The following is a 22,560-nucleotide window of genomic DNA, read 5'->3' as shown; positions in this document are numbered from 1 at the left end:
CGTATGCTTTCGAGGATGCCCGCACCACCGCGTGCCTTCGAGGCGATCAACGGTTGCCCAGCGAAAATATCCTCAATGCCCAGTAAAATCCGCTGCAGAGGCCCGGGCCCAACGCGCTACCCTGTAGCAAAATAATCAGCCAGAGGTGCACTGTGGCGTCCTATACCTTGCGTCAGTTGAAGTATTTCGTCACTACCGTGGAGTGCGGCAGCGTTGCTGAAGCATCGCGCAAGCTTTACATCGCGCAACCGTCGATTTCAACGGCAGTCAAAGGCCTGGAAGACAGCTTTGGTGTGCAGTTGTTCATCCGCCATCATGCCCAGGGTGTTTCGCTTACACCCGGTGGCGCGCGCTTCTACCGCAAGGCCCAGGAACTGCTGCGCATGGCCCGGGAGTTCGAGCAAAACGCCCTGGCCGACAACGATGTGGTCTGCGGCCAAATCGACATTGGCTGTTTCGAGACAGTCGCCCCGCTCTACCTGCCGCGCTTGATCAAAGGCTTTCGCGAACGCTTCCCCGGCGTCGAGATCCGTTTGCAGGACGGCGAGCAACAGGAATTGGTACAAGGTCTGACCGGGGGGCGCTTCGACCTGGCGATCTTCTATGACCATGACCTGGACAGCACCATCGAAACCGAGGCATTGATGGCGCCGCAACGCCCCTACGCGCTGCTGCCGGTCGGCCACCGCTTCGCCGAACAGACGCAGGTGTCACTACGCGACTTGGCACTGGAACCCATGATTCTTTTGGATGTCCAGCCCAGCCGAACCTATTTCGTCAGCATCTTCGAAGAGTTGGGCCTGAGTCCGAACATCGTCTTCAGCTCACCCTCGATTGAAATGGTCCGGGGCATGGTCGGCCAGGGCTTCGGCTTTGCAGTGTTGGTAACCCGCCCGCACACGACCAGCACTTACGACGGGCAAGCGCTGGTCTGTGTGGAACTGGTTGAGGAGGTCACCGGCTCCGGACTGGTAGCCGGCTGGTTGAAACGTGCGCAGCTGACCAAGCCTGCGCAGTTGTTTGTCGATTACTGCAAGGAACAGTTCGCTGCCTGGCTGAGCTGAAATCAGCGCGCCGCCCAGGCATTGAAACGCTGTTCCAGTTCCTCGCCATGGTCGACCCAAAACGCTGCATCTACCGCCTGCGCCTGGGCCAGGTTGGCCTGGGCCGTAGGTAGCTGTTGCTGGACAGCCTCCGGCAACAGTTTCAGTGCATCGCGATGTACCGGCCCATACGGTATCTCTTGCGAGAACACCTTCTGTGCCTGCGGCTGACTGGCGAAGGCAATGAAGTCTTCGGCCAACGCCTTGTTCGGTGTGCCCTTTACCACTGCCCAATATTCTGGATCGTAAAGGCTTTGCGGCCAGACGATGCCGAGTTTCATGCCTTCCTTCTGCGCAGAGGCGATACGCCCGTTGTAGGCCGCACTCATGATGACGTCGCCGGCGATCAACCACTGCGCAGGTTGCGCGCCCGCCTCCCACCACTGAATGTTGCCTTTGATCTGGTCGAGTTTGGCAAAAGCGCGGCTTACCCCTTCAGGCGTTGCCAGCACTTCATATAGCTGCTCGCGCTTGACCCCATCAGCAAGCAAGGCGATTTCCAGCGTGTATTTGGCGCCCTTGCGCAAACCGCGCTTGCCGGGAAATTCACTGATATTCCAGAAATCCGCCCAGGATGTCGGTGCCTTTGCCAGTTTGTCATGATCGTAGGCCATCACCATCGACCACACGTAGGTGGCCACTCCACACTCGCTCAGGGTACCCGGTACGAACTGCGCGGCATCGCCAAAGCGTGCCGGGTCCAAGCGCTCGAACAGTCCTTCGTCGCAGCCGCGTAGCAACTCCGGACTCTCCACCTCGACCACGTCCCAACTGATATGGCCAACATCGACCATGGCTTTGATTTTCGACAGCTCACCGTTGTATTCACCCGCTACGACGCGTCCTGCACCGCTGGCGTTGAAGGGTTGGAAATAGGCTTTGTCCTGGGCCTGTTTGGTAGCACCACCAAAAGAAATCACCGTCAGGTTCTGTGGCGCGGCTTGGACAGCACCGCACAGCAGGACCAAGGCAAAGGGAACACTGCAACGCAAGGATCTGGACATGGATCTGTTCCTCTTATTAGATGCCGGCTCGCCCGTACGAGCCGGTGTACGGGGCTTTACAGCAAACCGTATTCGCGTGCGGTGCGGTCTACGGCTATTCGGGTTTTATCGACCAGCTCATCGATCTCGGCTTTGCCAGCGACCAGCGCCGGGGCCATGATCATGCGCCCCAGGGTCGAGCGAATGATCAGGCCCTCTTCGAAGCCGATGGTGCGGCAGCGCCAGGCCATGTCGTTCTCGTTGGCAAAGCGCTTGCGGCTGGCTTTGTCTTCGGCGAACTGCAGCGCCGCCACCAGGCCGGCGCCCTGAACTTCGCCAATCATCGGGTGATTACCGAACACTTCGCGCAGGCAGCTCTGCAGGTACGGACCAGTTTCCTGCTTGACCCGGGTAACAATGCCCTCGTCGCGCAGGGCCTTGAGGTTGGCGATCGCTACCGCCGCAGCCACCGGGTGCCCGGAATAGGTCAGGCCGTGGGCGAATACCCCGCCCTGCTCTACCAGTACCTGGGCCATGCGCTTGGACAGGATCAGGCCACCCATTGGGATGTAGCCGCTGGTCAAGCCTTTGGCGATCGACAGGGTGTCGGGCTCGAATCCGAAGTATTCATGGGCGAACCACTCACCGGTGCGGCCAAAACCACCGATCACTTCGTCGGCGCACAGCAGCACGTCGTACTGACGGCAGATGCGTTGGATTTCCGGCCAGTAGCTTTCTGGCGGAAAGATCATCCCGCCTGCACCCTGGAAGGGTTCCGCGACAAAGGCGGCCACGTTTTCGGCACCCAGTTCAAGAATCTTCTCTTCCAGCTGGCGCGCTGCACGCAGGCCGAATTCGGCTGGGGTCAGGTTGCCTTCATGGGCGAACCAATACGGCTCGTCGATGTGCGCGACATCCGGGATTACCCCGCCCATGTCGTGCATGAATTTCATCCCACCCAGTGCCGTGGCGCCCAGGGTCGAGCCGTGGTAGCCGTTCCAGCGGCCAATCATGATTTTCTTCTGCGGCTTGTCGAGAATCTGCCAGTAGCGGCGTACGGTACGGATCAATACCTCGTTGGCCTCAGAGCCGGAGTTGGTGTAGATCGCATGGCTGTAGTGGTCCGGCAACAGGCTGAACAACAGCTCCGACAGTTCGACCACCGCCGGGTGTGTGGTGTGGAAGAACATGTTGTAGTACGGCAGTTGTTCAAGCTGCTGGCTGGCCGCGGCAGCCAGGTCCTTGCGGCCATAGCCGAGGTTGGTGCACCACAGGCCCGACATGCCGTCCAGGTAACGCTTGCCGTCGTTGTCCCAAAGCGCCAGGCCTTCGCCGCGAACGATTACGCGCGGACCTTCTTCGTTCAGGGCTTTCTGGTCGAGAAACGCATGAATGTGGTGCGCCGCATCCAGGGCCTGGTAGTCGCTGGTGCTACGGTCGGTTTTGACTTGAGTGGTCATTGCGTGTCTCCTTATTGATTGTTGTCGTTGCCAGCCACAAGCGCGCTTTGCAGCGGTTCTGGCTTGAACAGGGGTTTGCCCATCACACACTTGATCCACAGCACCGCGATGATCGAAACGATCAGCAGCACCAGGCCGGCGTACGCGAAGATCGAGAAGGTCATTTCCGGGCTAGGCGAAACGTTCCAGATCGCAAAGAGCATGCCGGCGATACCGAACAACTGTGGCAATGGGTAGAACGGTGTACGGAACGGCCGGTGCACCTGCGGATAGCGGCGACGCAAGGCGATGACGTTGATGTGGGTAACGATGTAGGCCAACAACCACGCCAGGGCAGCGGCCAGCAGCAACTGGTTGATCGCGTCTGGATGGTCGTGCATCAGCAACAGTGGCAAACCGGTGATAGCTGCGACGAACAGCACCGCGACCCAAGGCGCACCGGTACGTTTGCCCTGGCGCTTGAGAATGCCGAAGGCCTGGCCGTTGCACGCCATGCCGAACAGCATCCGCGGAATGGCTGCCAGTGAGCTGTTCAACGTGCTGCAGGTAGCAGTGATGGCTGCGGTGACCAGGAATACCTTGCCGGTTTCACCGAACACAGTGGTGGCGAACAGGTAGTGAGGCAGGCCGTTGCTGGCAAGCTCTTGCTGCGGCACGGTGAGCAAAGCGCCCAATGCATACAGGGCAATGATCACGAAGATAACGGTCAGGCCGAGCATCATCGATCCGGGAATATTGCGCTCCGGGCGACGTGTTTCCTCCACCAGCGGGCAGACGAACTCGGCGCCGACAAACCCCCACACGGCCATCGCTGTCAAGGCGATCACACCCAGGCCCATCGGGTTCCAACCGGCACTCTCGAACAGGCTCGGGTTGGGCGAAACGATGTCGCTGTTCATCGCGCTCAGGCCCATGACCAGCAACACCACGACCATCACCACCGCCAACACTGTTTGCAGCCGGGCGAAGATATCGATGTTGAACAGGTTGAGCACGGTGAACAGCGCCAGCACGCCAAGGGCTACGGTCAGCGGTGGCATCGAGTGCGGATAGACCTTGTCGATGATGAACTCCATCAGCAGCAGCTCTGCCGACAGCGCGAACATTGCCACCACCACGTACCCCGAAAACGTCGCGAGGATTGCCGGAAACTGGCCGATGGCGACTTCTGTGTAGCTACTCAGGCTGCCTGCGCGGGGAATCATCAAGGCCAGCTCCGAGAACGAGCAGGCGTAGCTCAAGGCCAACAGCCAGGCCAGCGCCAGGGGGATGATGAAGCCCGCCCCGGCGATGCCGACGCCCTGCAGCATCAGCACCATCACCCCTTGCGAAACGACCAGGCCGATGGCGACGGCCAACAAGGCGCTCAGGCCCAGTTTCTTTCTACTCGCAGGCGGCGCCAGGGCGCTTGCGGACACGCTTGCATCGGTATTCATCGATTGCTCCGTTTTTAGTTTTATTTGGAGATATTTCGCAGGGCAAGGCGGCTCGCACAGGTCCTCAGCCGCGCAGTTGGATCCAGGTGGTTTTCAATTGGGTGTACTTGTCGAATGAATGCAGTGACAGGTCGCGGCCAAAGCCCGACTGCTTGCCGCCACCGAAGGGCACGGTCACATCCAGGGCATCGACGGTATTGACCGAGACTGTGCCGGCATTCAAACGCCGCGCTACGCGAAGTGCGCGGTTAAGGTCATCGCTCCACACCGAGGCTGCCAGGGCATAGATGTGGTCGTTGGCCAGGGCGACGGCCTGGTCTTCGTCGTCAAACACGCTAACCGCCAGTACCGGGCCAAACACCTCTTCGCGGGCCAGGGTCATGTCGGCCGTCACGCCGGTGAAGATCGTTGGCGCGATGAAGTTGTCCGAGCCGTCAACGCTCAACTGGTGGCCGCCGCAGACCAGTTGCGCGCCCTCTCCTTGAGCCTGCTCGATGTACTGCATGATGCGTTGCGCCTGCTTGACATCGACAATCGCCCCCGCGCTGCTGGCCGGGTTCAATGGGTTGCCGGGTTGCCACTTGCCAGCTTTGTCGATCAAGCGCTGGATGAACTCATCGGCAATCGAGCGTTGCACCAGCAAGCGCGAGTTGGCCGAACACACTTCACCCTGGTTGAAAAATATCCCGAATGCCGCCTTCTCAGCCGCCAGATCCAGGTCCTGGCAATCGGCAAACACCAGGTTTGCACTTTTGCCACCGCACTCCAGCCAGACCTGCTTGAGGTTCGACTGCGCGGCATACTGCATGAAGTACTTGCCGACTTCGGTCGATCCGGTAAACACCAGCGCATCGACATCCATGTGCAAGCCAAGGGCGCGACCGGCCTCCTCGCCCAAACCGGGTATGACGTTGAGTACACCCGCCGGTATACCCGCCTCAAGCGCCAGTTCGGCCAGGCGCAAGGCCGAGAACGGCGATTGTTCTGCCGGCTTGAGCACCACACTGTTGCCAGCAGCCAAGGCTGGGGCTAGCTTCCAGGCGGCCATGTCCAGCGGGAAGTTCCACGGCACCACCGCACCGATCACGCCCAGCGGTACGCGAGTGATGGTCGCCAGGGCATTGCTCGCAGTCGGTGCGACCTGGTCGTACAGCTTGTCGAGGCTTTCGCCGTACCAGGCGAATACATGGGCGGCACCGGGTACGTCGATGTTCCAGGCATCCATTACCGGCTTGCCCATGCTCAATGAGTCGAGCAAGGCCAGTTCGTCACGGTGTTCGAGCATCAGTTGCGACAGCTTGAGCAATATCGCCTTGCGCTCTCCGGGAGCCATTCTTGCCCAGGGTCCCTGCTCGAACGCTCGACGAGCACATGAAACCGCCAGGTCCACTTCCGCCTGTCCACAGGCAACCACGTGCGCCAGCACCGCGTTCGTAGCCGGGTTGATGACCTCGAAGCGCTCGCCGCTTTGCGCCTGACAAGGCTGGCCGTCGATCAACGCTGTGTCGATCAAACGTTGTTGTCCCGCCAGCGTTGTCCATTGATTGAAATCGTTCACCGCAAACTCCTTATCGTTATCGGGTGTTGCAGAGGTAGGCTGCCAATCGGTCCATCAGCCGGTCGCAGGCTGCCATTTGCTCGACACTGACAAATTCGTCGGGCTTGTGTCCTTGCTCCATGCTGCCGGGACCGCACACCACGGCAGGAATTCCGGCCTGATCGAACAAGCCGCCCTCCGTACCAAAGGCCACGGTGCTGAAGGCATCGCTGCCGCACAGGTGGGCAATGAGCTGGGCTGCGGCACTTTTCGGCGCGGTCGCCAGGCCCGGATAGGCCGAGATGGCTTCAAAACGGATGGAGGTGTCGACATTGACAGCCTGCATGGCAGGCAATAGCGTCTGCTCGGCATAGGTTTGCAGCTCATCCAGCACCCCTTGCGGCTCGAAGGCGGGCAAGGCGCGTACTTCGAAGTCGAAGCGGCAATCAGCCGGAACGATGTTCAAGGCTGTACCGCCCTGGATCACTCCGACCTGGACCGTGGAGTACGCCGGGTCGAAACGGTCATCGTGGTGTTCTGGCGCAGCCAGGCGCTGACCGATTTCGCCCAGGCGCCCGATCAGCCGCGCAGCCTGCTCGATGGCATTGACGCCGTACGGCGCGTATGCCGAATGGCACGGTGCGCCATGCACGTGGCAACGCATTGCCAGCTTGCCCTTGTGCCCCAGTACCGGCTTCAACTCGGTGGGTTCGCCGATCAGGCACAGCGCCGGTTGCGGGATTCGCTGTGGCAACACCTCCAGCAGGCTACGCACGCCCAGGCAACCCACTTCTTCGTCATAGGAGAACGCCAGGTGCACCGGTCGGCGCAGAGGGCTGGCCAGAAACACCGGTACGGCAGCCAGCACCGAGGCGAGATAGCCTTTCATGTCTGCCGCACCACGGCCGTAGAGGTTGCCGTGTTGTTCAGTCATGGCGAACGGCTCGACCGTCCAGGCCTGCCCCTCCACCGGCACCACATCGGTGTGTCCTGACAGCACCACACCACCCTCCACGGCCGGGCCGATGCTGGCCAGTAGGTTGGCTTTACTGCGTTCGGCGTTGTAGATCAGCTCGCAGCTGACTCCCAGGCCTTGCAGGTAGTCACGCACGAACTCGATCAACGCAAGGTTCGAGTCGCGGCTGACCGTGGCAAAACCGATGAGCTTGGCCAGCAAGGCGCGGCTGCGCAGCTCACTCATCGCCCGGTACTCCGTAACTCGGTGCCAGGGTTGGATTGAGGGCGCGGGTCAGGTAGTCCTGCAATTGCGGTTGATAGGCAGCCCAGAGTGTATGCAGTTCGCCAATGGGATTTTCCTCAGCCCAGTCCACGCGCAGATCGACGATGGGCCACACCAGCTCGTCCACCACCGACATGGCCGCCGAATGCACCGCACCGGCTTCACCACCGGCGTCTTGACCAGCTTGCAACGCGGCGAGCAAGCGCGCCGCCAAACAGCCTTCACTGCTTTCGAACACCGCGACCATACGCTCGATCACGCCACGATTGGCCAGCAAGTTGCCGGCTGCAACACATTGCTCACCGGCCAAGGCATTGTGGGTGCCCAGGGTGTGGTTGCCGCTGAATACCGCAGTGCGCCCCTGGGCATCGATAACCGCAACCTGACGATACTGGCTATAGCCGTTGCGAGTCAGCGCATGATCGAGCGCCTGCTGAGGCGTCAAGCCTTCGCCCAGAGCGTCCAATACTTGGGGCCCAAGGGCAGGCAGGGTGATGTTCTGGCTCGAGACCGCGCCTACCCCCGAGCGCATCCAGGGACAACGCGCGCCCACGGCAATGCTCGATGAACTGATCGCGATGCCGAGCTGGCCTGTTTCAGCACAGCGGCCGACGATGGAAAAGGTCATGGTGCACGCTCCTTATTCGGGAATGACTGCAATCACATCGATTTCCATCAACCACTGCGGCTGGCCGAGGGCACTGACCACCAGACCGGTGGAGATCGGAAAGACACCCTTGAGCCACTTGCCAACCTCCTGGTACACCGGCTCGCGGTAGCGTGGATCGATCAGGTAAGTGGTGGTCTTGACGATGTGGCTGAGGTCGCTGCCCGCTTCTTCGAGCAGTTGCTTGACGTTGCGCATGGCTTGCTCGGCCTGCGCCCGAGGATCACCCAGGCCTACCAGTTGCCCGTTGAAATCGGTGCCAACCTGGCCGCGCACGTACACAGTGTTGCCGGCACGCACTGCCTGGCACAGGTCGTTGTCCAGGGTCTGGTTCGGGTAAGTGTCTTTGGTGTTGAACATGCGAATGCGGGTATGAGTAGGCATCAACGGACTTCCATAAGGCGGGCGGATTGAAGGGTGGACTCAGGGCTTGCGGCCTGGCGTTGCGAGGCATCCCGATAGTCGAAATAGGCGCGCTGCTTGATGATGTGCTCGCCGATGTGCCGGGCGTCGTGCCACACACCCCAGATAAAGGCCGAGCCACGACGGGCCAGCCACGGCAAGCCGACGAAGTAGATGCCCGGTTCGCTGGAAACGCCGCGCTGGTGCTGCGGCTTGCCATCCGCCTTGAAGGCATCGACCTTCAGCCAGTCGTAGTCGACCGAATAACCCGTGGCCCAGATAACGGTGGTCACCCCAGTCTTGGCCAGGTCTAGCTCCAGAATCGGCTGAGTCAGGCAGGCTGGATCAGGCAGCATGATTCGCGCTTCCGGCTCCTGCGGCAGATCCAGGCCATTGGCGTCGATGTAGGCGTCGGCGGCATCAAGCAAGGCCAGGTAGTTTTCGTCACCGCGGGCAATATTCTCGGCCAGGTTCGCCTCGAAGCTCACCACACCGTTGTCGAAGGCCTTGGTCAGGCCGACCAGGATCATGCCTTGCTGGGCCAGGCGACGAAAATCCACGGTATGGCCGCCGCGCGCACCGCTCACAGCAATGGTGACGTGCTCTTTGCCCGGCTGTACACCTTCGGCATCCCACAAGCCGAGCACCCCCAGCCACCAGCAGAAGTCGCGGTTGCGGTAAGCGCGTGGTGGACGATCATGGGCACCCACCGAAAGGTAGACCTGCTTGCCGGCACGCTGCAGTTCATCGGCGATCTGCACCCCAGAAGAACCGGCACCTACCACCAATACGGCGCCGTCGGCCAATTGCTGCGGGTTGCGGTATTCGGCGGAATGGATCTGCGCGACCTTGCTGTCGACTGGCGCGATAGCGGGAATCACCGGACGCTGAAATGGCCCGGTGGCGACCACTACATTGTTGGCCTCGATCACACCGTCGGAGGTTTCAATAGTAAAGCCCGGACGCCCGACGTTACGTTCGACCTTGGTCACTTCCACGCCGGTACGCACCGGCGCATCGAATTTGCGCGCATAGGCTTCGAAGTAATCAGCGACCTGATCCTTGGGGGCGAAGGCATCAGGATCCAGCCCCTCGAACTCAAGGCCAGGGAAGCGATCGTGCCAGGCAGGACCGTTGGCAACCAAAGAGTCCCAGCGTCCAGTACGCCAGGCTTCGGCAATGCGATTACGTTCAAGGACCAGGTGCGACACGCCGAGGCGGCTCAAATGTTCGCTCATGGCAATACCGGCTTGGCCGGCGCCAACCACAAGCGTGTCTACTGCTGTCTTATTATTTGTCATCTCTGCGCCCTACTGAGGTTTCCCACGCGGATGGCCGTGGGTGGGTGTAGGGCGCATTCTGTGCAATGGCTTGAAAAGGCGAAATTATGATTTTTGTAGTTGCTAGAGAGCAAAAAGCTTTGCGGGTCTTGATTGCCGCTGGGTGGCGGTGCGAAGCCTTGACGCGTAGTGCTCCATGACCTTGAATAGCTGCGGTTTTCTATTGGACGCTGTCTCTATGCCTCTCGCCATCCGTATGGCCCGTGACCAAGATGCGCACTTGCTGGCGGCGGTCGAACGCTCTGCTGCTCAGGCTTTTACCGCCTACGAAGGTTTGCAGTGGCTCGCCAGTGGCGACGTGCTCAATGCCTCGCAGCATCAGACTTTTATTGGCAATGGCCATGCCTGGGTAGTGGTTGATGAGCAAGATCAGCCCTGGGGTTTTCTCTGCGGCCAGGACTGCGGTGAAGATTGGCATATTGTCGAGTTGTCAGTGGCGCAGGCGGTCCAGGGGGAAGGCTTGGGTCGGCGCTTGATTGCAGAGGTCCGGCGCTGGGCACAGCAGCAAGGCTACAGCGGACTTACCTTGACCACCTTCAGCAAGGTGCCGTGGAATGCGCCTTTCTACACGCGCCTGGGATTCGTCCAGCTTGACGAGCACAGCCTTGGCGGCTTTCTGCAACAACAGTTGGCTGCCGAGCAGCGCCATGGCCTCAACGACCGCTGCGCTATGCGCTTGAATCTTCAGCGCTGACTGGCTGGGCAAGCTTTTCGGCCTGACGCAACTGCGCCTCCAGCTTGCCGATCAATTGCAATTGCTGACGCAGTTCAGTGACCCGCTCCGCCAGGCTCAGGGCCAGGTTCTGATTCTGTTTTTCAAGTTCATCCCGCGAGCCATTGAGCTGTGCCAGATTTATCTCCAGCCCCTGGAACTGCGCCTGGCGCCGTTCAGCCTGGGTCTTGAGCGTACGCTGACCCTCTTTGAGGGTACGGATCTGTACCAGCAGGCCTTCGTTGTCGCGGTTCAAACGTGTCAACTCGTCCTGCTTGACGATCAGCGTCTGCTGCAACTGGCGCAACTCGACTTGAAGCTGCTGCACCTGCCCTTCATGCCGGCGCTGCTCCTGCTCGCGTTGTTCGCGGCTGGCACTGCGGTAGTGCTCGAGCGCATCGCGAGCGTGCTGGTGCTTGTCTTCAAGGGAGGCGATCTGTTCGTCCTTGTCGGCCAGACGCAGCTGCAACTCTCCCACTGATTGATTCAGCGTGGCATTTCGGGTCTGTTCGGTTTGCAAGGTACTGCGCGTAGTGGCCAGCTCGGCAGACTCTGCCGCCAGGGCGGCTGCTTGGATCTGATGCTGCTGTTGCAGCGCTACCCGCGCCTGCTGGCTGATCTGCACCTGGGCCAAGAGTTTTTCTCGCTCACTCTCGAACGCAGCCTGCGCCTGCACGATGCGCGCTTCCCCTTCCTCGCGCAGCTGCTCGGCCAATTGCTCGACCAGCTTTGCCAGTGCGTCACTCAGGTCAGGTGTACTGGCCGGTGCCGCTGGGTATTGGCTGTCCAGCTCCTTCAAATAGCGGTGAATCGTGGTTTTCGAGCCGGTATTGCCGAGTTCGATGCGTACCGCATCGATACTGGGGTGTACACCACGGGCCAGCAATGTCTGGCGGGCCTTTTGCACTACCGCCTTGTTTATACCGCCACGGGCCATGGGTACTCCTACTATTTCGTATTGTGGTATGTACTACGTATTTACATGGTATCTGACCCGATAAAATACCGCTTAAAAATCTTGAATATAAGATGAAATAATCACGGCTTATCGCATTTGAATGAGTATTTTCAGCCAGAAAAGGCCTTTTGGCGTGTGTACTGGAGCTGGTCTAGCATTCACGTACGCAAGCCGCCCCCTTGGCGGGCAAGCTATAAACAGCAGATACCCCAACGCGTGCCGATGAAGGATCAAAGCCTTGAACAGCCCCCACAGTCGCGGGTTCCCCCTGCAGGTGCTCATCGGCCTGGCAATCATGTTGAGTACCCTGGTATTGGGGAGTGTGCTCGCCTACCAGGGTTATCGGGGTATAGAGCAGGCGTCGCTGGTGGCCTCGGCCAATGCCACCCACCAGCTTGGCCTGACCATCAATGAGCGCGCCCAGCGCTTGATCGATCCGGTGATCAGTTCGATTCACTTGCTGGCGTACGACCCGATCTCACAAGCCAGCACGCTGCCAGAGCGCCTTGAGCGTTTGCCTTTGCTGGTAGCAAGTCTGGAAACCAACAAGATGCTCAGCGCGGTGTATGTGGGCTATCCAAACGGTGAGTTCCTGTTGGTGCGGGAACTGCGCAACGAGCAAGTCCAGCAAGACCTGCAAGCGCCCCCAGGTGCCTCCTATCTGGTGCAGAGCATCAGCCTGGACGACGCGGGCCAGCTCGTCGGCGAGTGGCGATTCTATGATCGGCAACTGGCCCTGCTCGATACTACAGTTAAACCTGACTACCACTTCGATCCACGCACACGCTCCTGGTTTATCGCAGGCATGGGTACGTCAAGCTCGGTGCTGACCAAGCCCTATGTGTTCTTTACCACCCGCGAAATAGGCCTGACCGTGGCCCAGCGCAGTATCGACGGTTCAACCGTGCTGGGCATGGATGCATCGGTGAATGACCTCGGTGGTGAGGTCGAGGATTTGCGCATGACCCCCGGCACCGAAATGGCCGTGGTAGACAGTTCGGGCAGCGTGATCATTTATCAAGACCCGCAACGCGTGGTCGTCAAGGACGGTAACCAACTGCGCTTGTCACGCCTTCACGAATTGGGGGAGGAAAGCCTTAACTGGTTGTTCGCCAGCGACTACAAAGGTGTCGATGCGCGCCCTTTCCAGGTCGCAGGCAAGCGTTGGTACGGTTTTCAAGTCCCGCTGTCTTCCTTTACCCAACACGATCTGCGCTTGCTGATCGCGATCCCAGCGTCCGAGCTGCTCGGCGAAGCGCGCCATCTGCTGATCAAGCAAGCCGCATGGGCGACTGCGTTGATCGCCCTGTTACTACTGGTTGGCTGGGCGCTGGCGCGACGCATCGGTAAGCCTTTGCGCGCATTGACCCGGCAAGTACGTGCACTGGACAGTTTTGATTTCAGCCAGGCCGTAGGGGTGAAGTCGAAGATCAGCGAAGTAAGTGAACTTAGCCATGTGCTGGGCAACATGTCGCGCACCATTAACAACTTCCAGGCGATCAACCTCACCCTCAGCCGCGAAACCGACCTGGATAACATGCTCAACGGTGTACTCAGGCAATTGGTGCAAGCCACCGCTGTCGAGGGAGGGGCGATCTATCTGCTTGACGATGACTCCGACAATTTACGCCTAGCAGCGCATTGCCGAGGCGATCAGTATCCGCCTGAACTGAGCTTGCGTGTGCATGGCCAGGAAGACCTGAGCGCCGCCGTGGCGCTGGCGCTGCGCAGCCAGGCTGAGTACCTGACTGTGGTACTGAACGATCGCGGCGAGCGTTTGCTGGGCATTCTGGTACTGCAACTCGCCGCTGCGCAGCAACAACCCGGTGGCGTGCCCCAGGCCTTTCGCCGATTCGTCGAGGAATCCTCAGGCGCCGCTGCGGTGGCCATTGAAACGCGCCAGTTGATCGAAAACCAGCAACGCCTGCTCGACGCCATCATCAAGCTTCTGGCCGACGCCACCGATGCCAAGAGCCCCTACACCGGCGGTCACTGCGAACGTGTGCCGCAACTGGCAGAAATGCTCATGAACGAGGTTATCGCGGCTCGCAGCGGCCCTTATGCGCAGTTTCACATGAATGAACTGGAGCGCTACGAGTTCAAGATCGCGGCCTGGCTCCATGACTGCGGCAAGGTCACCAGCCCCGAGTACGTGGTCGATAAAGCCACCAAGCTGGAAACCTTGTACAACCGTATCCACGAGATTCGCACACGCTTTGAAGTACTCTGGCGCGACGCCGAGCTGGATTATTGGCAAGCCCTGGCCGCTGGCGGTGATAAACAAAGCCTGCAACTCTCGCTCGACAACCGCAGGGCCGAGCTGCAGCAGGAGTTTGCCTTCGTTGCCAACGCCAACATCGGTGGCGAGTTCATGAGCGATGAAGACATTCAACGCCTCGAGCAAATCGGCAGTCGCCAATGGCTGCGGCATTTCGATAACCGCCTGGGTGTCTCTCGTGATGAAGCCGAACGGCTGAAATCAGCGCCGCTTTCTAGCTTGCCAGCACCGGAACAGCTGCTGGACGACCGTCCCGAGCACATCGTGCCCTGGGGTGAGCGCAAGCCACCGGTGGACAAACACGATCCGCGCAACATCTGGGGGTTCGACATGCGCCTGCCGGCGCAAGCCTACAACTATGGCGAGCTGTACAACCTGAGCATTCGTCGTGGCACCCTGACCGAGGAAGAGCGTTTCAAAATCAACGAGCACATCGTGCAGACGATCATCATGCTCAACACGCTGCCCTTACCCCGTCATCTCAAGCGCGTGCCAACCATTGCCGGCAATCACCATGAAAAGATGGATGGCAGCGGCTACCCACGTCGGTTGAACCGGGACGACATGAGCATTGCTGAACGGGTGATGGCGATTGCCGACATTTTCGAGGCCCTGAGCGCCGCCGATCGCCCTTACAAACCCGCCAAGACATTGTCCGAGTCAATAAAGATTCTAGGCTTCATGGCCCGCGACCAGCATATCGACGCACAGCTGTTCCGCTTGTTCCTCACCAGTGGCGTGTACCGCACGTATGGCGAAAAATTCCTCCACCGCGACCAACTCGACGAGGTGGATATCCAGCCTTATCTGGCCGCCACAGACGATGTTTAGCGAACGCGACAGCGATCAGCAGCAGTGGGGGTTGCCCAGGCTCAGCGCAAACTTGGCAACTTCTGAAAGCTGGCGACCTGTACCACGCATCCCGGGAACTGAATGCAGGCCGCGACAATAGCCGGTTTGGGTGGTACTGGAGCCAGACCGGCGTAGGCCAGGACAGCCAACGTCAATACCGGTATTGCATAGGCTCGAAGGCTTTTTATTTTCATTGTCTGCTCTCCTCAACCAGTGAACTGCGATTAACCGGCCCGTTTTCCGGGCCGGTTGTCGTTACTCGTTCAACGCTCGTCGACGGTTACAATCTCGCGACGCTCGGCCATGCTTGCCGGCACCAGGTCTTCATCGGTGAAAAACTGCTCGTACCACTCGCGCAACTGGTAAACCGGACCGTCGTTTTCAGCCAGTACCGGTTTGTCGATACGAATCTTGTGCTTCCAGATATCCACGTCCTGATAGAACGAAGCGCGGTTGCCCATGACATAGGCCTGCGCCACTTCGCGGTTCTGCTCCTCGCTCCAGCCTGGCACACGCTTGACCATGCAACCAAAGCGCAGTTGGAAACTGTCGGGCGATACCGGTACGTGGCTGTTGAGTAGAATGGCGTGTACCCGCGCCTCTCCGAACATCGAACTCAGGTGAGTAAAGTGCGTAGCCGGGCCGTAGTAGGCTGACGGCGCAATCAAGTCGCCCCCGAGGCGCTCGGAGTCGCCATGGAAAATCTGCCGGCCGATATGGCCTTCGAAGACGTTGGCGAAGTATTTGGTTGGGGTGCCATGGACAGGGCCGAAGTGCTGAGCATCGACCAGGTTGTCGACCAGTTCGCGCGGGTTGGTTTCGATGAGCATGGTGTCGATGTTCCACTCATGAATCCACTCGCTGTCGTCCATTTCCTCCAGGTGCGGTATCACCACGCCCTCTTTCGGCGGCCGGCCTTCCGGGTTGTTCCAGATGAACAGCAGGTTGTTTTCTTCGCAGGTCAACCAGCTGCGCGTCTTGGCCTTGGGGGGAATCCGCTTGCAGTAGGGAATGTCCACGCATTTGCCGCTGCTGTCGTACTTCCAGTGGTGGAACGGGCAAACCACGGTGTCGTTTTCAATGGTGCCCTGGGACAGATCGGCGCCCATGTGCGGGCAATGGGCATCGAGAATGCTGATTGCGCCCTGGCTGTTGGCGAACGCCACCAGACGGGTGCCGAAGATGTTCAGCGTGTGCAGTTTGCCGTCACGGTAGTCGGCGGCATCGCCCAGGCAGTGCCAGCCACGCGCATAACGATGGGTGCGCTGGCTGTTTTCGATGCTGAGTTCAGCGAGTTTCGTCATGTTCTTATTCTTCCTCTGGTGGAAACTCCGGGTCGAGCATGGCCCAGGCGTTCAGCCGGTTCGCCCCCTACCCGACATCATTGAGCAGCCTTCGCAGGCTGCTCATCGTTCAAACGGACTAGATCGATGAGCGGGCGTTACTGCCCTGCCCTGCGCGCCGCTTCCGGGCCGAAATCACGCGGGCTGAAGCCGCCTTTATTGAGCACGTAACCATTACGCTGTTCATTGATCAGGTTGAACGCCAGGTAGCTGCCAGCGTTGAGGTCGTGATAAAGGCCAACCCCGGCCTGCGGCACTTGAGATTCATAGGCATAGAAATAGTTGACCATCGAGGTGCGCCACAGCTCGCCACGGTTGTCGTAGTTATCGGCCAGCATCGGGAACCAGGTGTCTTCATCGATGTACAGCTTGCGCTTGCCGTACAGATGGCGATAACCCGGTTTCAGCGTGCCCTCGAGCTCCCAGACACGATGGCGCTCGTAGCGCATGGCATCAGGATTGATGTGCCCTGGTGTCAGCAGGTCGGCGTACTTGAGGTTGGCTGCGTGCAAACGGTAGGTGTTGTAGGGGATGAACATTTCGCGTTTGCCGACGATCTTCCAGTCATAGCGCTGCCCGGAGCCGTTGAAAAGCCGCACTTCATCCACCGTGATCGAGCCGCCGGAGCCCGGGAAGGCCATGTCGAAACCGTAGCCTGGCGACTGACGCACCCGGCGGGTACCAGGATCGTAGCGCCAGCTTTGACGCGGCTCGGTCTTGTCGTTCCAGAACTCGGTGCCGGTATTGATTTCACCTTTGTCACGCTGTGGCAGCAGGGTTTCGTTGAGGTAGAACGATGAGTTGCCCACGGTTTCGCCGATTTTGCCCGGCTGCAGCGCGGGCGCGAGGTTGCGAGAGTGCACCCGGCCCCAGTTGATATTGCCGTCCTTGAGCACATAGGCGTTGTCGGACACGTATTCCTCGGTCCAGGCGCGCAAGGTAAAGGTCGAGGCATTTTTCAGCAGCTCCAAGCCACTGCGCGGCACCGGAAACGGTGTGCCACCGGTCTTGCCCACGACCCCTTCGCCATCGTCCACCAGGCGCGCCACGTTGGCGTTTTCGCGCGTTGCCGCGCAAACCGAGTCGGCGAAGCGAAAGTCGCGGTGGGTGGGATAGACCGGGATCTTGTAGCTGGTCGGATACAACTTGAACAAGGCTTTCTGCCCGTCAGACAGGTAGTCGTTGTACTGACCAAGGTTTTCTGCCGTTATCACGAACAGCGGCTTCTCATCAGCATAGGGGTCGACCGGATGGTTGCCGGTGCCCTTGAACTGGACATGCGGCGGCACCCCCAGCCACTGCCCACTGAAGGGCGGAATACTGCCGTCGGCGTTGCCGCTCTTGTCTGCGCCCACACAGGTCAGCTCACTGCCCAGCCGCACGGCATCCTCGGGAGCGGCGTACACAGGGCTCGCAGCGGCGCACCCCAGCAGCAGGAGTAGCAGCCAGGCGCGGCGCTCGGCCAGTGCCTTGGGGGCGAAGGAATTACGCTCGGTCATTGTTGTTCTCCTTGGTTTCCGATGGCGGTGGCCCAGTATCGACAGCGCGACAAAGCCCGAGCATCGTCTGCTCGGACTAGCGCATTTTTTACCCCGTTACCCGCGTCATCGTCGGCGGCCCAAGGGCAACCACGCTGTTGAGCAGAATGCGCACCAGCTCGGTCTGGCGCCGCACCCCGGTCTTGGAAAAGATCGCACGCAAATGCGCCCGGGCCGTGTTGCGGCGAATGTTCAGGGCCTCCGAGGCTTCCTCAAGCGACAAGCCGTTGGCCAACTCCAACGCCAGCGCACTTTCAGCCGGGGTCAGGTTGTACAACTGCGCAGTAGCAAGATTGCTGACCAGCGACTTGCCCACTGCATCGCGTACATACACCACTACGGTTGGCTGGCCTTTACCCTCGACCCGGTCCTGGAACGGGATCAGTTCCACCACTACCCCCAGATTGACCTGCCCGGAGGGTCGTGAAACCGACAACGCAGCCGCATGGCCTGGGTCATTGCTGCCCTGGCGCGCACGCTGGAACGCATCGCGCACCAGCCGCGACAACTCACGGTTATCGCTGGGGTAAGTGGCCTCCAGCCGTCCACCCACCAGCTTCAGGCCGTCATTGCTGTCGAGGATTTCGCGGGCCACCGGGTTCAATTGCAGCACGTTGGCACTTTCATCGAGCACGATGGTGGCGACCGACAACCGGCTGATGGCCTGGAAATACAGGCTGCCCAACGACTCACTGCGATCGAGCAATGCGTGCAGGTGCAGGGCACGACGCAAATGCGGCACGAGCATGGCGCACAGCGCGCGCTCAGTTGCGTTGAACATCGGCTGGTCACGACGGCGGTTGATGCGAATACGCAACTTGCCGCCATCCGGCATGCTGATATCAGCACCGAGCATCTGATGGCAACCGTATGGCTGGCAGTACAACAGGTAGAACGATGAACCCAGCCACTCGCTTTCGCTCATCAGGTCTTCAATGGTGAACACCTGATCCAGCGGCAGGCTGTTGAACGGCGTGGATTTACTGTAATAGGCATAGTGCTGGATCTCGCCAGCACCGTTGACATCGCCCACGGCAAGCATCGGCGACAAGTAGGGCTCCTCCACTGCTCGCAGGATCAAAGTAACGATGTTGGCCTGGAAAACCCCTTGCAGCTGACGCAATGATTCGGCCACGCGACGGGTGTCCAATGCGCCGTCGTAGAGGTTGCCGATAAGCTGTCCATAGTCTTCGACCTCCAGCCCCATCTGCGCCAGAACCTGTGAATGCTGCATAAAAACCCCCGGTGATATTCTCAGTGGCATCGATGGGGTTTGCCACCCACATCACGGGCCGGGCCAGGCCCACCCCTGGCTTCAGGCCGTCGCTAGCTTTGCCTGCGCTATAAGTGGCCGACCCTGGTTGAACCACGCCGCCAGAGCCGGCAGCAAGAAAATCGCACCGAGCACGTTAACCAGGAACATGAACGCCAGCAGGATGCCCATGTCGGCCTGCAATTTGAGCGGAGCAAAAGCCCAGGTCCCAACCCCGATGGCCATGGTCAGTGCAGTAAACACAGCAGCCGTGCCGCGTTGGCACATGGCGCGGTAAAACGCTTCGCGCAGATCTACACCCGCGGCCATCTCGTGCTGGATGCGTTCGTACAGGTAAATGCCGTAGTCGACACCCACCCCGACCCCCAGCGCCATCACCGGCAGCGTGGCAACCTTCAGGCCAATACCGAGCATCGCCATCAATGCGTTGCACAGAATCGCCACCACGCCCAACGGCACCAGTATGCACAGCACCGCGCGCAGTGAGCGGAACGTCAGCAGGCAAAACAAGGCCACCGAACAGAACAACGCTGCGAGCATGATCACTTCGGCATGCTTCACAGCCTCGTTCGAGGCGGCCATGACGCCGACGTTGCCGCCCGCCAGTTTGAATTCCACTTCAGAGGCGTGAATGGAGTCGATGATGCGCTTGGCCTCGTTAACCACATGAAAGACTGTCGCGCCTTCGTGATCGTTGAGAAACACCAGGATCTGCATGCGCTTGCAGCCTTCGGTCACCAGGCCTGAGTCTGCCGAGTACGCCAGCGAGCCCTGTTGCAACCCCCGGGAAGAACCCGGAATGGCCGCCCAGCGCGGGTTGCCTTCGTTGTTCCCGGCAATCATCTCCTTGCCCATGCCCGCCACGCTTTGCACCGATTGCACGCCCGCCACTGCGCGCATCTGAAAGTCGAATGACTCGACCGCACGCATAACCTTGGGGCTCAGGCAGGCTTCGTCTCCCGCCCGGGTTTGCAGGAACACCGCGAGCACGTCCAGGCCGATGGAATAGCTGTCGGTGATGCGCTGGTTGTCCTGGTTGTAGCGCGAGTCGGCACGCAACTCTGGCGCACCGACGCCGATATCACCGACCTGCAACTGCCGCGCCTTGAGCACGCCGGCGCCCAGCAGCGCCAGGCTGATGGCAAACACTGCCAGTGCCGGGCCCGGCTCAGCCAGGGCGGATAGGCGCCACCACAATCGATGCCGTGTGGCTCGCGCTTCCGGCAGCGCAGCCCGCCTGGGAAGCGCCAAACCGGCCAGAATCAGCGGCAGCAACATTTTATTGGTGATGATCATCAGCATCACCCCAATACAGGCCGTTACGCCCAGCTCATGAACGATGGGGATGTCGATGAGCATGATCACGGCGAAACCCAGGGCATTCATCAGCAACGCCAAGGCCCCGGGAATGAAGATCGCACAGAAGGCTGAGTGCGCAGCCTGACGTGCATCCGCGCCAGCCAGCACTTCCTGGCGCCAGGCGTTGCTCATCTGCACCGCGTGCGACACGCCAATGGAGAAAATCAAAAACGGCACCAGCACCGACATCGGATCGATACCCAGCCCCAGCAGCGGCAACAACCCCAGTAGCCAGACTACCGGCAACAAGGCCACCAGCAACGCCACCAGCGTCAACACCAGCGAGCGGGTGTACAGCCACAGCAGCAAGGCGGTGATCGCGAACGCCACGGCAAAGAACATCAGCACCGTGTTCAACCCCTCGACTACATCGCCGACCAGCTTGGCAAAACCCACGACGTTGATTTCGATATCGTCATTGCTGTACCGGCTGCGAATGTCTTCCAGACGCTGGGCAATGTCGACATACGACACCGGCTTGCCGGTCTTCGGGTCGGTGTCCTGCAGGTCGGCACGTACCAGAGCCGAGCGTTGATCATTGGCCAGCAGTCGACCGATCTGCCCGGCGCGGGCCGCATTGCTGCGGACCTTGGCCAGATCTTCTGCAGTACCGGCATATTGTGGCGGCACCACCAGATCACCGACATAGCCCTCCTCGGTGATCTCCACGTAGCGCACGTTGGGGGTGAACAGCGACGTCACGCTCGGGCGGCTGACCCCGGAGATGAAAAAAACATCGTCAGTGACCTTCTGCAGCACCTCGAGAAACTGCGGGTTGTAAATGTCGCCCTCACCTTTCCAGTGCACGTTCACCAACAACCGATTGGCCCCGGTGAACACGCGGCTGAAATCGAGGAAATTGAGCATGTACTCATGCCGCACCGGAATCTGCTTATTGAAACCAGGGTCCAGGCGCACCTGGGTAGCGTTGTAACCAAGGCCCAGGCTCAGCAACAGAAACAACGCCAGCCAGCGGCGGCGGTTATCGAGCAAAAGGTCGGCGCAGCCGCGTACGCAGCGTTGCAGCCAAGTAAGGTTCGAGGTCATGAGAAACTCACTGTGCATGGGCGGCCAAGCCGCTGTCCGGTCCCTGGGAAACACCGCGCTCACCGGCCACGAGCAAATGCCTGGCATTGAGGGCCACCGCTGAGGTCAGCGTGCCCAGGCCACTGCGCCGGCTACGTTCAACAAGCTGCCCGTGTCCATCGAGATGAATCAGCTGACTGCCCGCGCCCACCAATACAACGCCTGCTTCGCCCGGCAACCGCGCATGCCCATAAATGGGCTGACTGCTGTCGAGGGCAACACGCTGCCAGCTGTCGCCGAAGTCCACGCTGCGAAACACCTGTCCGCGCATGCCGTAGGCCAGCCAGTGCGAGGCCGAGAGGCTGACCACACCGAACAACGAGCCGTTATAGAACGGCGCAAGCTGTTGCCAGTTGCGGCCCGCGTCATCCGAGCGCAGCACCAGGCCTTGCTCGCCAACCAGCATGCGCCGGCCCTGGCGATCACCATCCATGCCGTTGAAATGCGCACCATCACCGGGCAACTCCCGTGCGTGCCAATGCTCGCCGGCGTCGCTGGACTCCAGGTACTTGCCGTAGCTGCCGTAAGCCGCCACCTGCTGACCATCCCCGCTCCACACACCGAGCAAGGGCTCGCCGAGGTCGGCGTCATAATGGGCTTCCTGCCAGGTGACGCCACGGTCTTGCGAGCGCGCAATCAAGCCGTCGTGGCCGACGGCTATCAACGTCTGCGGGTTCAAGGCAATCAGGCCGGTGAGTGTCGCCTCACGCTCAAGGGAGACTCGCGTCGAATGCCAGGAGCGTCCACTGTCGAGGCTGGTCAGCAAGGTGCCGCGCTCACCTGCGGCCAATAGCTGCTGGCCATTGACCAGCAAGGTGTTGACCTGCACGCGGTCCACCTGCAACTGCGTGGCCAGTAGCGGTGCCGGGTTGCGCGGAGCGAAGGCGAAAGCCACTGCTGCCAACACCACGCCGCTGACGGCGTATCCAATCAGCTGGCGCATTGCGCAGTCCTCCGGGAGCGTCGTGGAAGTAGGCACATGGAGCGTCGATC

Annotated in this window: 18 protein-coding genes; 3 read left to right on the top strand and 15 right to left on the bottom strand. The window is 60.3% G+C overall.

Features of this window, described 5'->3' with window-relative positions; genetic code table 11:
• Positions 1–152: 152 nt before the first annotated feature.
• Complete coding sequence (locus D3Z90_RS12230) at positions 153–1,064, top strand: LysR family transcriptional regulator (RefSeq protein ID WP_136476039.1); 912 nt, start codon at positions 153–155, stop codon at positions 1,062–1,064.
• Positions 1,065–1,066: 2 nt separating this feature from the next.
• Here D3Z90_RS12230 and D3Z90_RS12225 read toward each other — a convergent pair whose 3' ends face one another.
• From D3Z90_RS12225 to D3Z90_RS12190, 8 genes are all read right to left on the bottom strand, one after another.
• The gene (locus D3Z90_RS12225) at positions 1,067–2,107 is read right to left on the bottom strand and encodes an ABC transporter substrate-binding protein (protein ID WP_136476038.1); all 1,041 of its coding nucleotides are present in this window, start codon (positions 2,105–2,107) and stop codon (positions 1,067–1,069) included.
• A gap of 56 nt (positions 2,108–2,163) precedes the next feature.
• Entirely contained in the window at positions 2,164–3,546 is a 1,383-nt protein-coding gene (locus D3Z90_RS12220; RefSeq protein ID WP_136476037.1) for an aspartate aminotransferase family protein, read from the bottom strand.
• 11 nt (positions 3,547–3,557) lie between these two features.
• Complete coding sequence (locus D3Z90_RS12215) at positions 3,558–4,982, bottom strand: APC family permease (RefSeq protein ID WP_136476036.1); 1,425 nt, start codon at positions 4,980–4,982, stop codon at positions 3,558–3,560.
• A gap of 64 nt (positions 4,983–5,046) precedes the next feature.
• The gene (locus D3Z90_RS12210) at positions 5,047–6,540 is read right to left on the bottom strand and encodes an aldehyde dehydrogenase (RefSeq protein WP_136476035.1); all 1,494 of its coding nucleotides are present in this window, start codon (positions 6,538–6,540) and stop codon (positions 5,047–5,049) included.
• A 16-nt stretch (positions 6,541–6,556) separates the two neighbouring features.
• Positions 6,557–7,720 carry an acetylornithine deacetylase gene (gene argE / locus D3Z90_RS12205; RefSeq protein ID WP_136476034.1) on the bottom strand — a complete coding sequence of 388 codons (1,164 nt, stop codon included), beginning with the start codon at positions 7,718–7,720 and terminating at the stop codon, positions 6,557–6,559.
• On the bottom strand, positions 7,713–8,387 hold the full coding sequence (locus tag D3Z90_RS12200; RefSeq protein ID WP_136476033.1) for a DUF1028 domain-containing protein: 675 nt from the start codon (positions 8,385–8,387) through the stop codon (positions 7,713–7,715). The genes argE and D3Z90_RS12200 overlap by 8 nt, the downstream gene beginning before the upstream one ends.
• A 12-nt stretch (positions 8,388–8,399) precedes the next feature.
• Positions 8,400–8,810, bottom strand: a complete 411-nt coding sequence (locus D3Z90_RS12195; protein ID WP_003201555.1) for a RidA family protein — start codon at positions 8,808–8,810, stop codon at positions 8,400–8,402.
• Positions 8,810–10,129, bottom strand: coding sequence for an NAD(P)/FAD-dependent oxidoreductase (locus tag D3Z90_RS12190; protein WP_136476032.1), 1,320 nt, complete (start codon positions 10,127–10,129; stop codon positions 8,810–8,812). The genes D3Z90_RS12195 and D3Z90_RS12190 overlap by 1 nt, the downstream gene beginning before the upstream one ends.
• 217 nt (positions 10,130–10,346) lie before the next feature.
• Between D3Z90_RS12190 and D3Z90_RS12185 the strand changes: the two genes are divergently transcribed.
• Positions 10,347–10,862, top strand: a complete 516-nt coding sequence (locus tag D3Z90_RS12185) for a GNAT family N-acetyltransferase (protein WP_136476031.1) — start codon at positions 10,347–10,349, stop codon at positions 10,860–10,862.
• On the opposite strand, the gene D3Z90_RS12180 is transcribed toward D3Z90_RS12185, so the two are convergent.
• Positions 10,837–11,817: a DNA-binding protein gene (locus D3Z90_RS12180; protein ID WP_136476030.1), complete on the bottom strand. Its 981-nt coding sequence runs from the start codon at positions 11,815–11,817 to the stop codon at positions 10,837–10,839. The genes D3Z90_RS12185 and D3Z90_RS12180 overlap by 26 nt on opposite strands.
• Positions 11,818–12,133: 316 nt before the next feature.
• On the opposite strand from D3Z90_RS12180, the gene D3Z90_RS12175 reads away from it, so the two are divergent.
• Entirely contained in the window at positions 12,134–14,947 is a 2,814-nt protein-coding gene (locus tag D3Z90_RS12175) for an HD domain-containing phosphohydrolase (RefSeq protein WP_136478936.1), read from the top strand.
• A 41-nt stretch (positions 14,948–14,988) separates the two neighbouring features.
• Here the strand turns inward: D3Z90_RS12175 and D3Z90_RS26795 are convergent, their stop codons facing one another.
• The 6 genes from D3Z90_RS26795 to D3Z90_RS12150 form a co-directional block, all read right to left on the bottom strand.
• On the bottom strand, positions 14,989–15,162 hold the full coding sequence (locus tag D3Z90_RS26795) for a hypothetical protein (protein ID WP_168198463.1): 174 nt from the start codon (positions 15,160–15,162) through the stop codon (positions 14,989–14,991).
• 69 nt (positions 15,163–15,231) lie between these two features.
• Positions 15,232–16,272: a Rieske 2Fe-2S domain-containing protein gene (locus D3Z90_RS12170; RefSeq protein WP_136476029.1), complete on the bottom strand. Its 1,041-nt coding sequence runs from the start codon at positions 16,270–16,272 to the stop codon at positions 15,232–15,234.
• A gap of 137 nt (positions 16,273–16,409) precedes the next feature.
• Positions 16,410–17,810 (bottom strand): DUF1329 domain-containing protein, encoded by a 1,401-nt coding sequence (locus tag D3Z90_RS12165; RefSeq protein ID WP_136476028.1) that lies wholly within the window; start codon positions 17,808–17,810, stop codon positions 16,410–16,412.
• Positions 17,811–17,898: 88 nt separating this feature from the next.
• The gene (locus D3Z90_RS12160; protein WP_136476027.1) at positions 17,899–19,083 is read right to left on the bottom strand and encodes a helix-turn-helix transcriptional regulator; all 1,185 of its coding nucleotides are present in this window, start codon (positions 19,081–19,083) and stop codon (positions 17,899–17,901) included.
• 81 nt (positions 19,084–19,164) lie between these two features.
• A complete protein-coding gene (locus D3Z90_RS12155; protein ID WP_178084184.1) occupies positions 19,165–21,528 on the bottom strand; it encodes an RND family transporter in 2,364 nt (787 codons plus the stop codon).
• A 7-nt stretch (positions 21,529–21,535) separates the two neighbouring features.
• Positions 21,536–22,510 (bottom strand): YCF48-related protein, encoded by a 975-nt coding sequence (locus tag D3Z90_RS12150; RefSeq protein ID WP_136476026.1) that lies wholly within the window; start codon positions 22,508–22,510, stop codon positions 21,536–21,538.
• Positions 22,511–22,560 lie beyond the last annotated feature (50 nt).

It is taken from the genome of Pseudomonas sp. DG56-2, assembly GCF_004803755.1.
In the GTDB taxonomy this organism is placed as follows: domain Bacteria; phylum Pseudomonadota; class Gammaproteobacteria; order Pseudomonadales; family Pseudomonadaceae; genus Aquipseudomonas; species Aquipseudomonas auratipiscis.
Note: the sequence above shows the minus strand (reverse complement) of the source record. Positions and strands in the feature narration are given on the sequence as shown.

Bases quoted from the DNA above. Each gene is read 5' to 3' on its own strand.
- D3Z90_RS12225 (WP_136476038.1), bottom strand. From the start codon at position 2,107: ATGTCCAGATCCTTGCGTTGCAGTGTTCCCTTTGCCTTGGTCCTGCTG.
- D3Z90_RS12220 (WP_136476037.1), bottom strand. From the start codon at position 3,546: ATGACCACTCAAGTCAAAACCGACCGTAGCACCAGCGACTACCAGGCC.
- D3Z90_RS12215 (WP_136476036.1), bottom strand. From the start codon at position 4,982: ATGAATACCGATGCAAGCGTGTCCGCAAGCGCCCTGGCGCCGCCTGCG.
- argE (WP_136476034.1), bottom strand. From the start codon at position 7,720: ATGAGTGAGCTGCGCAGCCGCGCCTTGCTGGCCAAGCTCATCGGTTTT.
- D3Z90_RS12200 (WP_136476033.1), bottom strand. From the start codon at position 8,387: ATGACCTTTTCCATCGTCGGCCGCTGTGCTGAAACAGGCCAGCTCGGC.
- D3Z90_RS12195 (WP_003201555.1), bottom strand. From the start codon at position 8,810: ATGCCTACTCATACCCGCATTCGCATGTTCAACACCAAAGACACTTAC.
- D3Z90_RS12190 (WP_136476032.1), bottom strand. From the start codon at position 10,129: ATGACAAATAATAAGACAGCAGTAGACACGCTTGTGGTTGGCGCCGGC.
- D3Z90_RS12185 (WP_136476031.1), top strand. From the start codon at position 10,347: ATGCCTCTCGCCATCCGTATGGCCCGTGACCAAGATGCGCACTTGCTG.
- D3Z90_RS12180 (WP_136476030.1), bottom strand. From the start codon at position 11,817: ATGGCCCGTGGCGGTATAAACAAGGCGGTAGTGCAAAAGGCCCGCCAG.
- D3Z90_RS12175 (WP_136478936.1), top strand. From the start codon at position 12,134: ATGTTGAGTACCCTGGTATTGGGGAGTGTGCTCGCCTACCAGGGTTAT.
- D3Z90_RS26795 (WP_168198463.1), bottom strand. From the start codon at position 15,162: ATGAAAATAAAAAGCCTTCGAGCCTATGCAATACCGGTATTGACGTTG.
- D3Z90_RS12170 (WP_136476029.1), bottom strand. From the start codon at position 16,272: ATGACGAAACTCGCTGAACTCAGCATCGAAAACAGCCAGCGCACCCAT.
- D3Z90_RS12165 (WP_136476028.1), bottom strand. From the start codon at position 17,810: ATGACCGAGCGTAATTCCTTCGCCCCCAAGGCACTGGCCGAGCGCCGC.
- D3Z90_RS12160 (WP_136476027.1), bottom strand. From the start codon at position 19,083: ATGCAGCATTCACAGGTTCTGGCGCAGATGGGGCTGGAGGTCGAAGAC.
- D3Z90_RS12155 (WP_178084184.1), bottom strand. From the start codon at position 21,528: ATGACCTCGAACCTTACTTGGCTGCAACGCTGCGTACGCGGCTGCGCC.
- D3Z90_RS12150 (WP_136476026.1), bottom strand. From the start codon at position 22,510: ATGCGCCAGCTGATTGGATACGCCGTCAGCGGCGTGGTGTTGGCAGCA.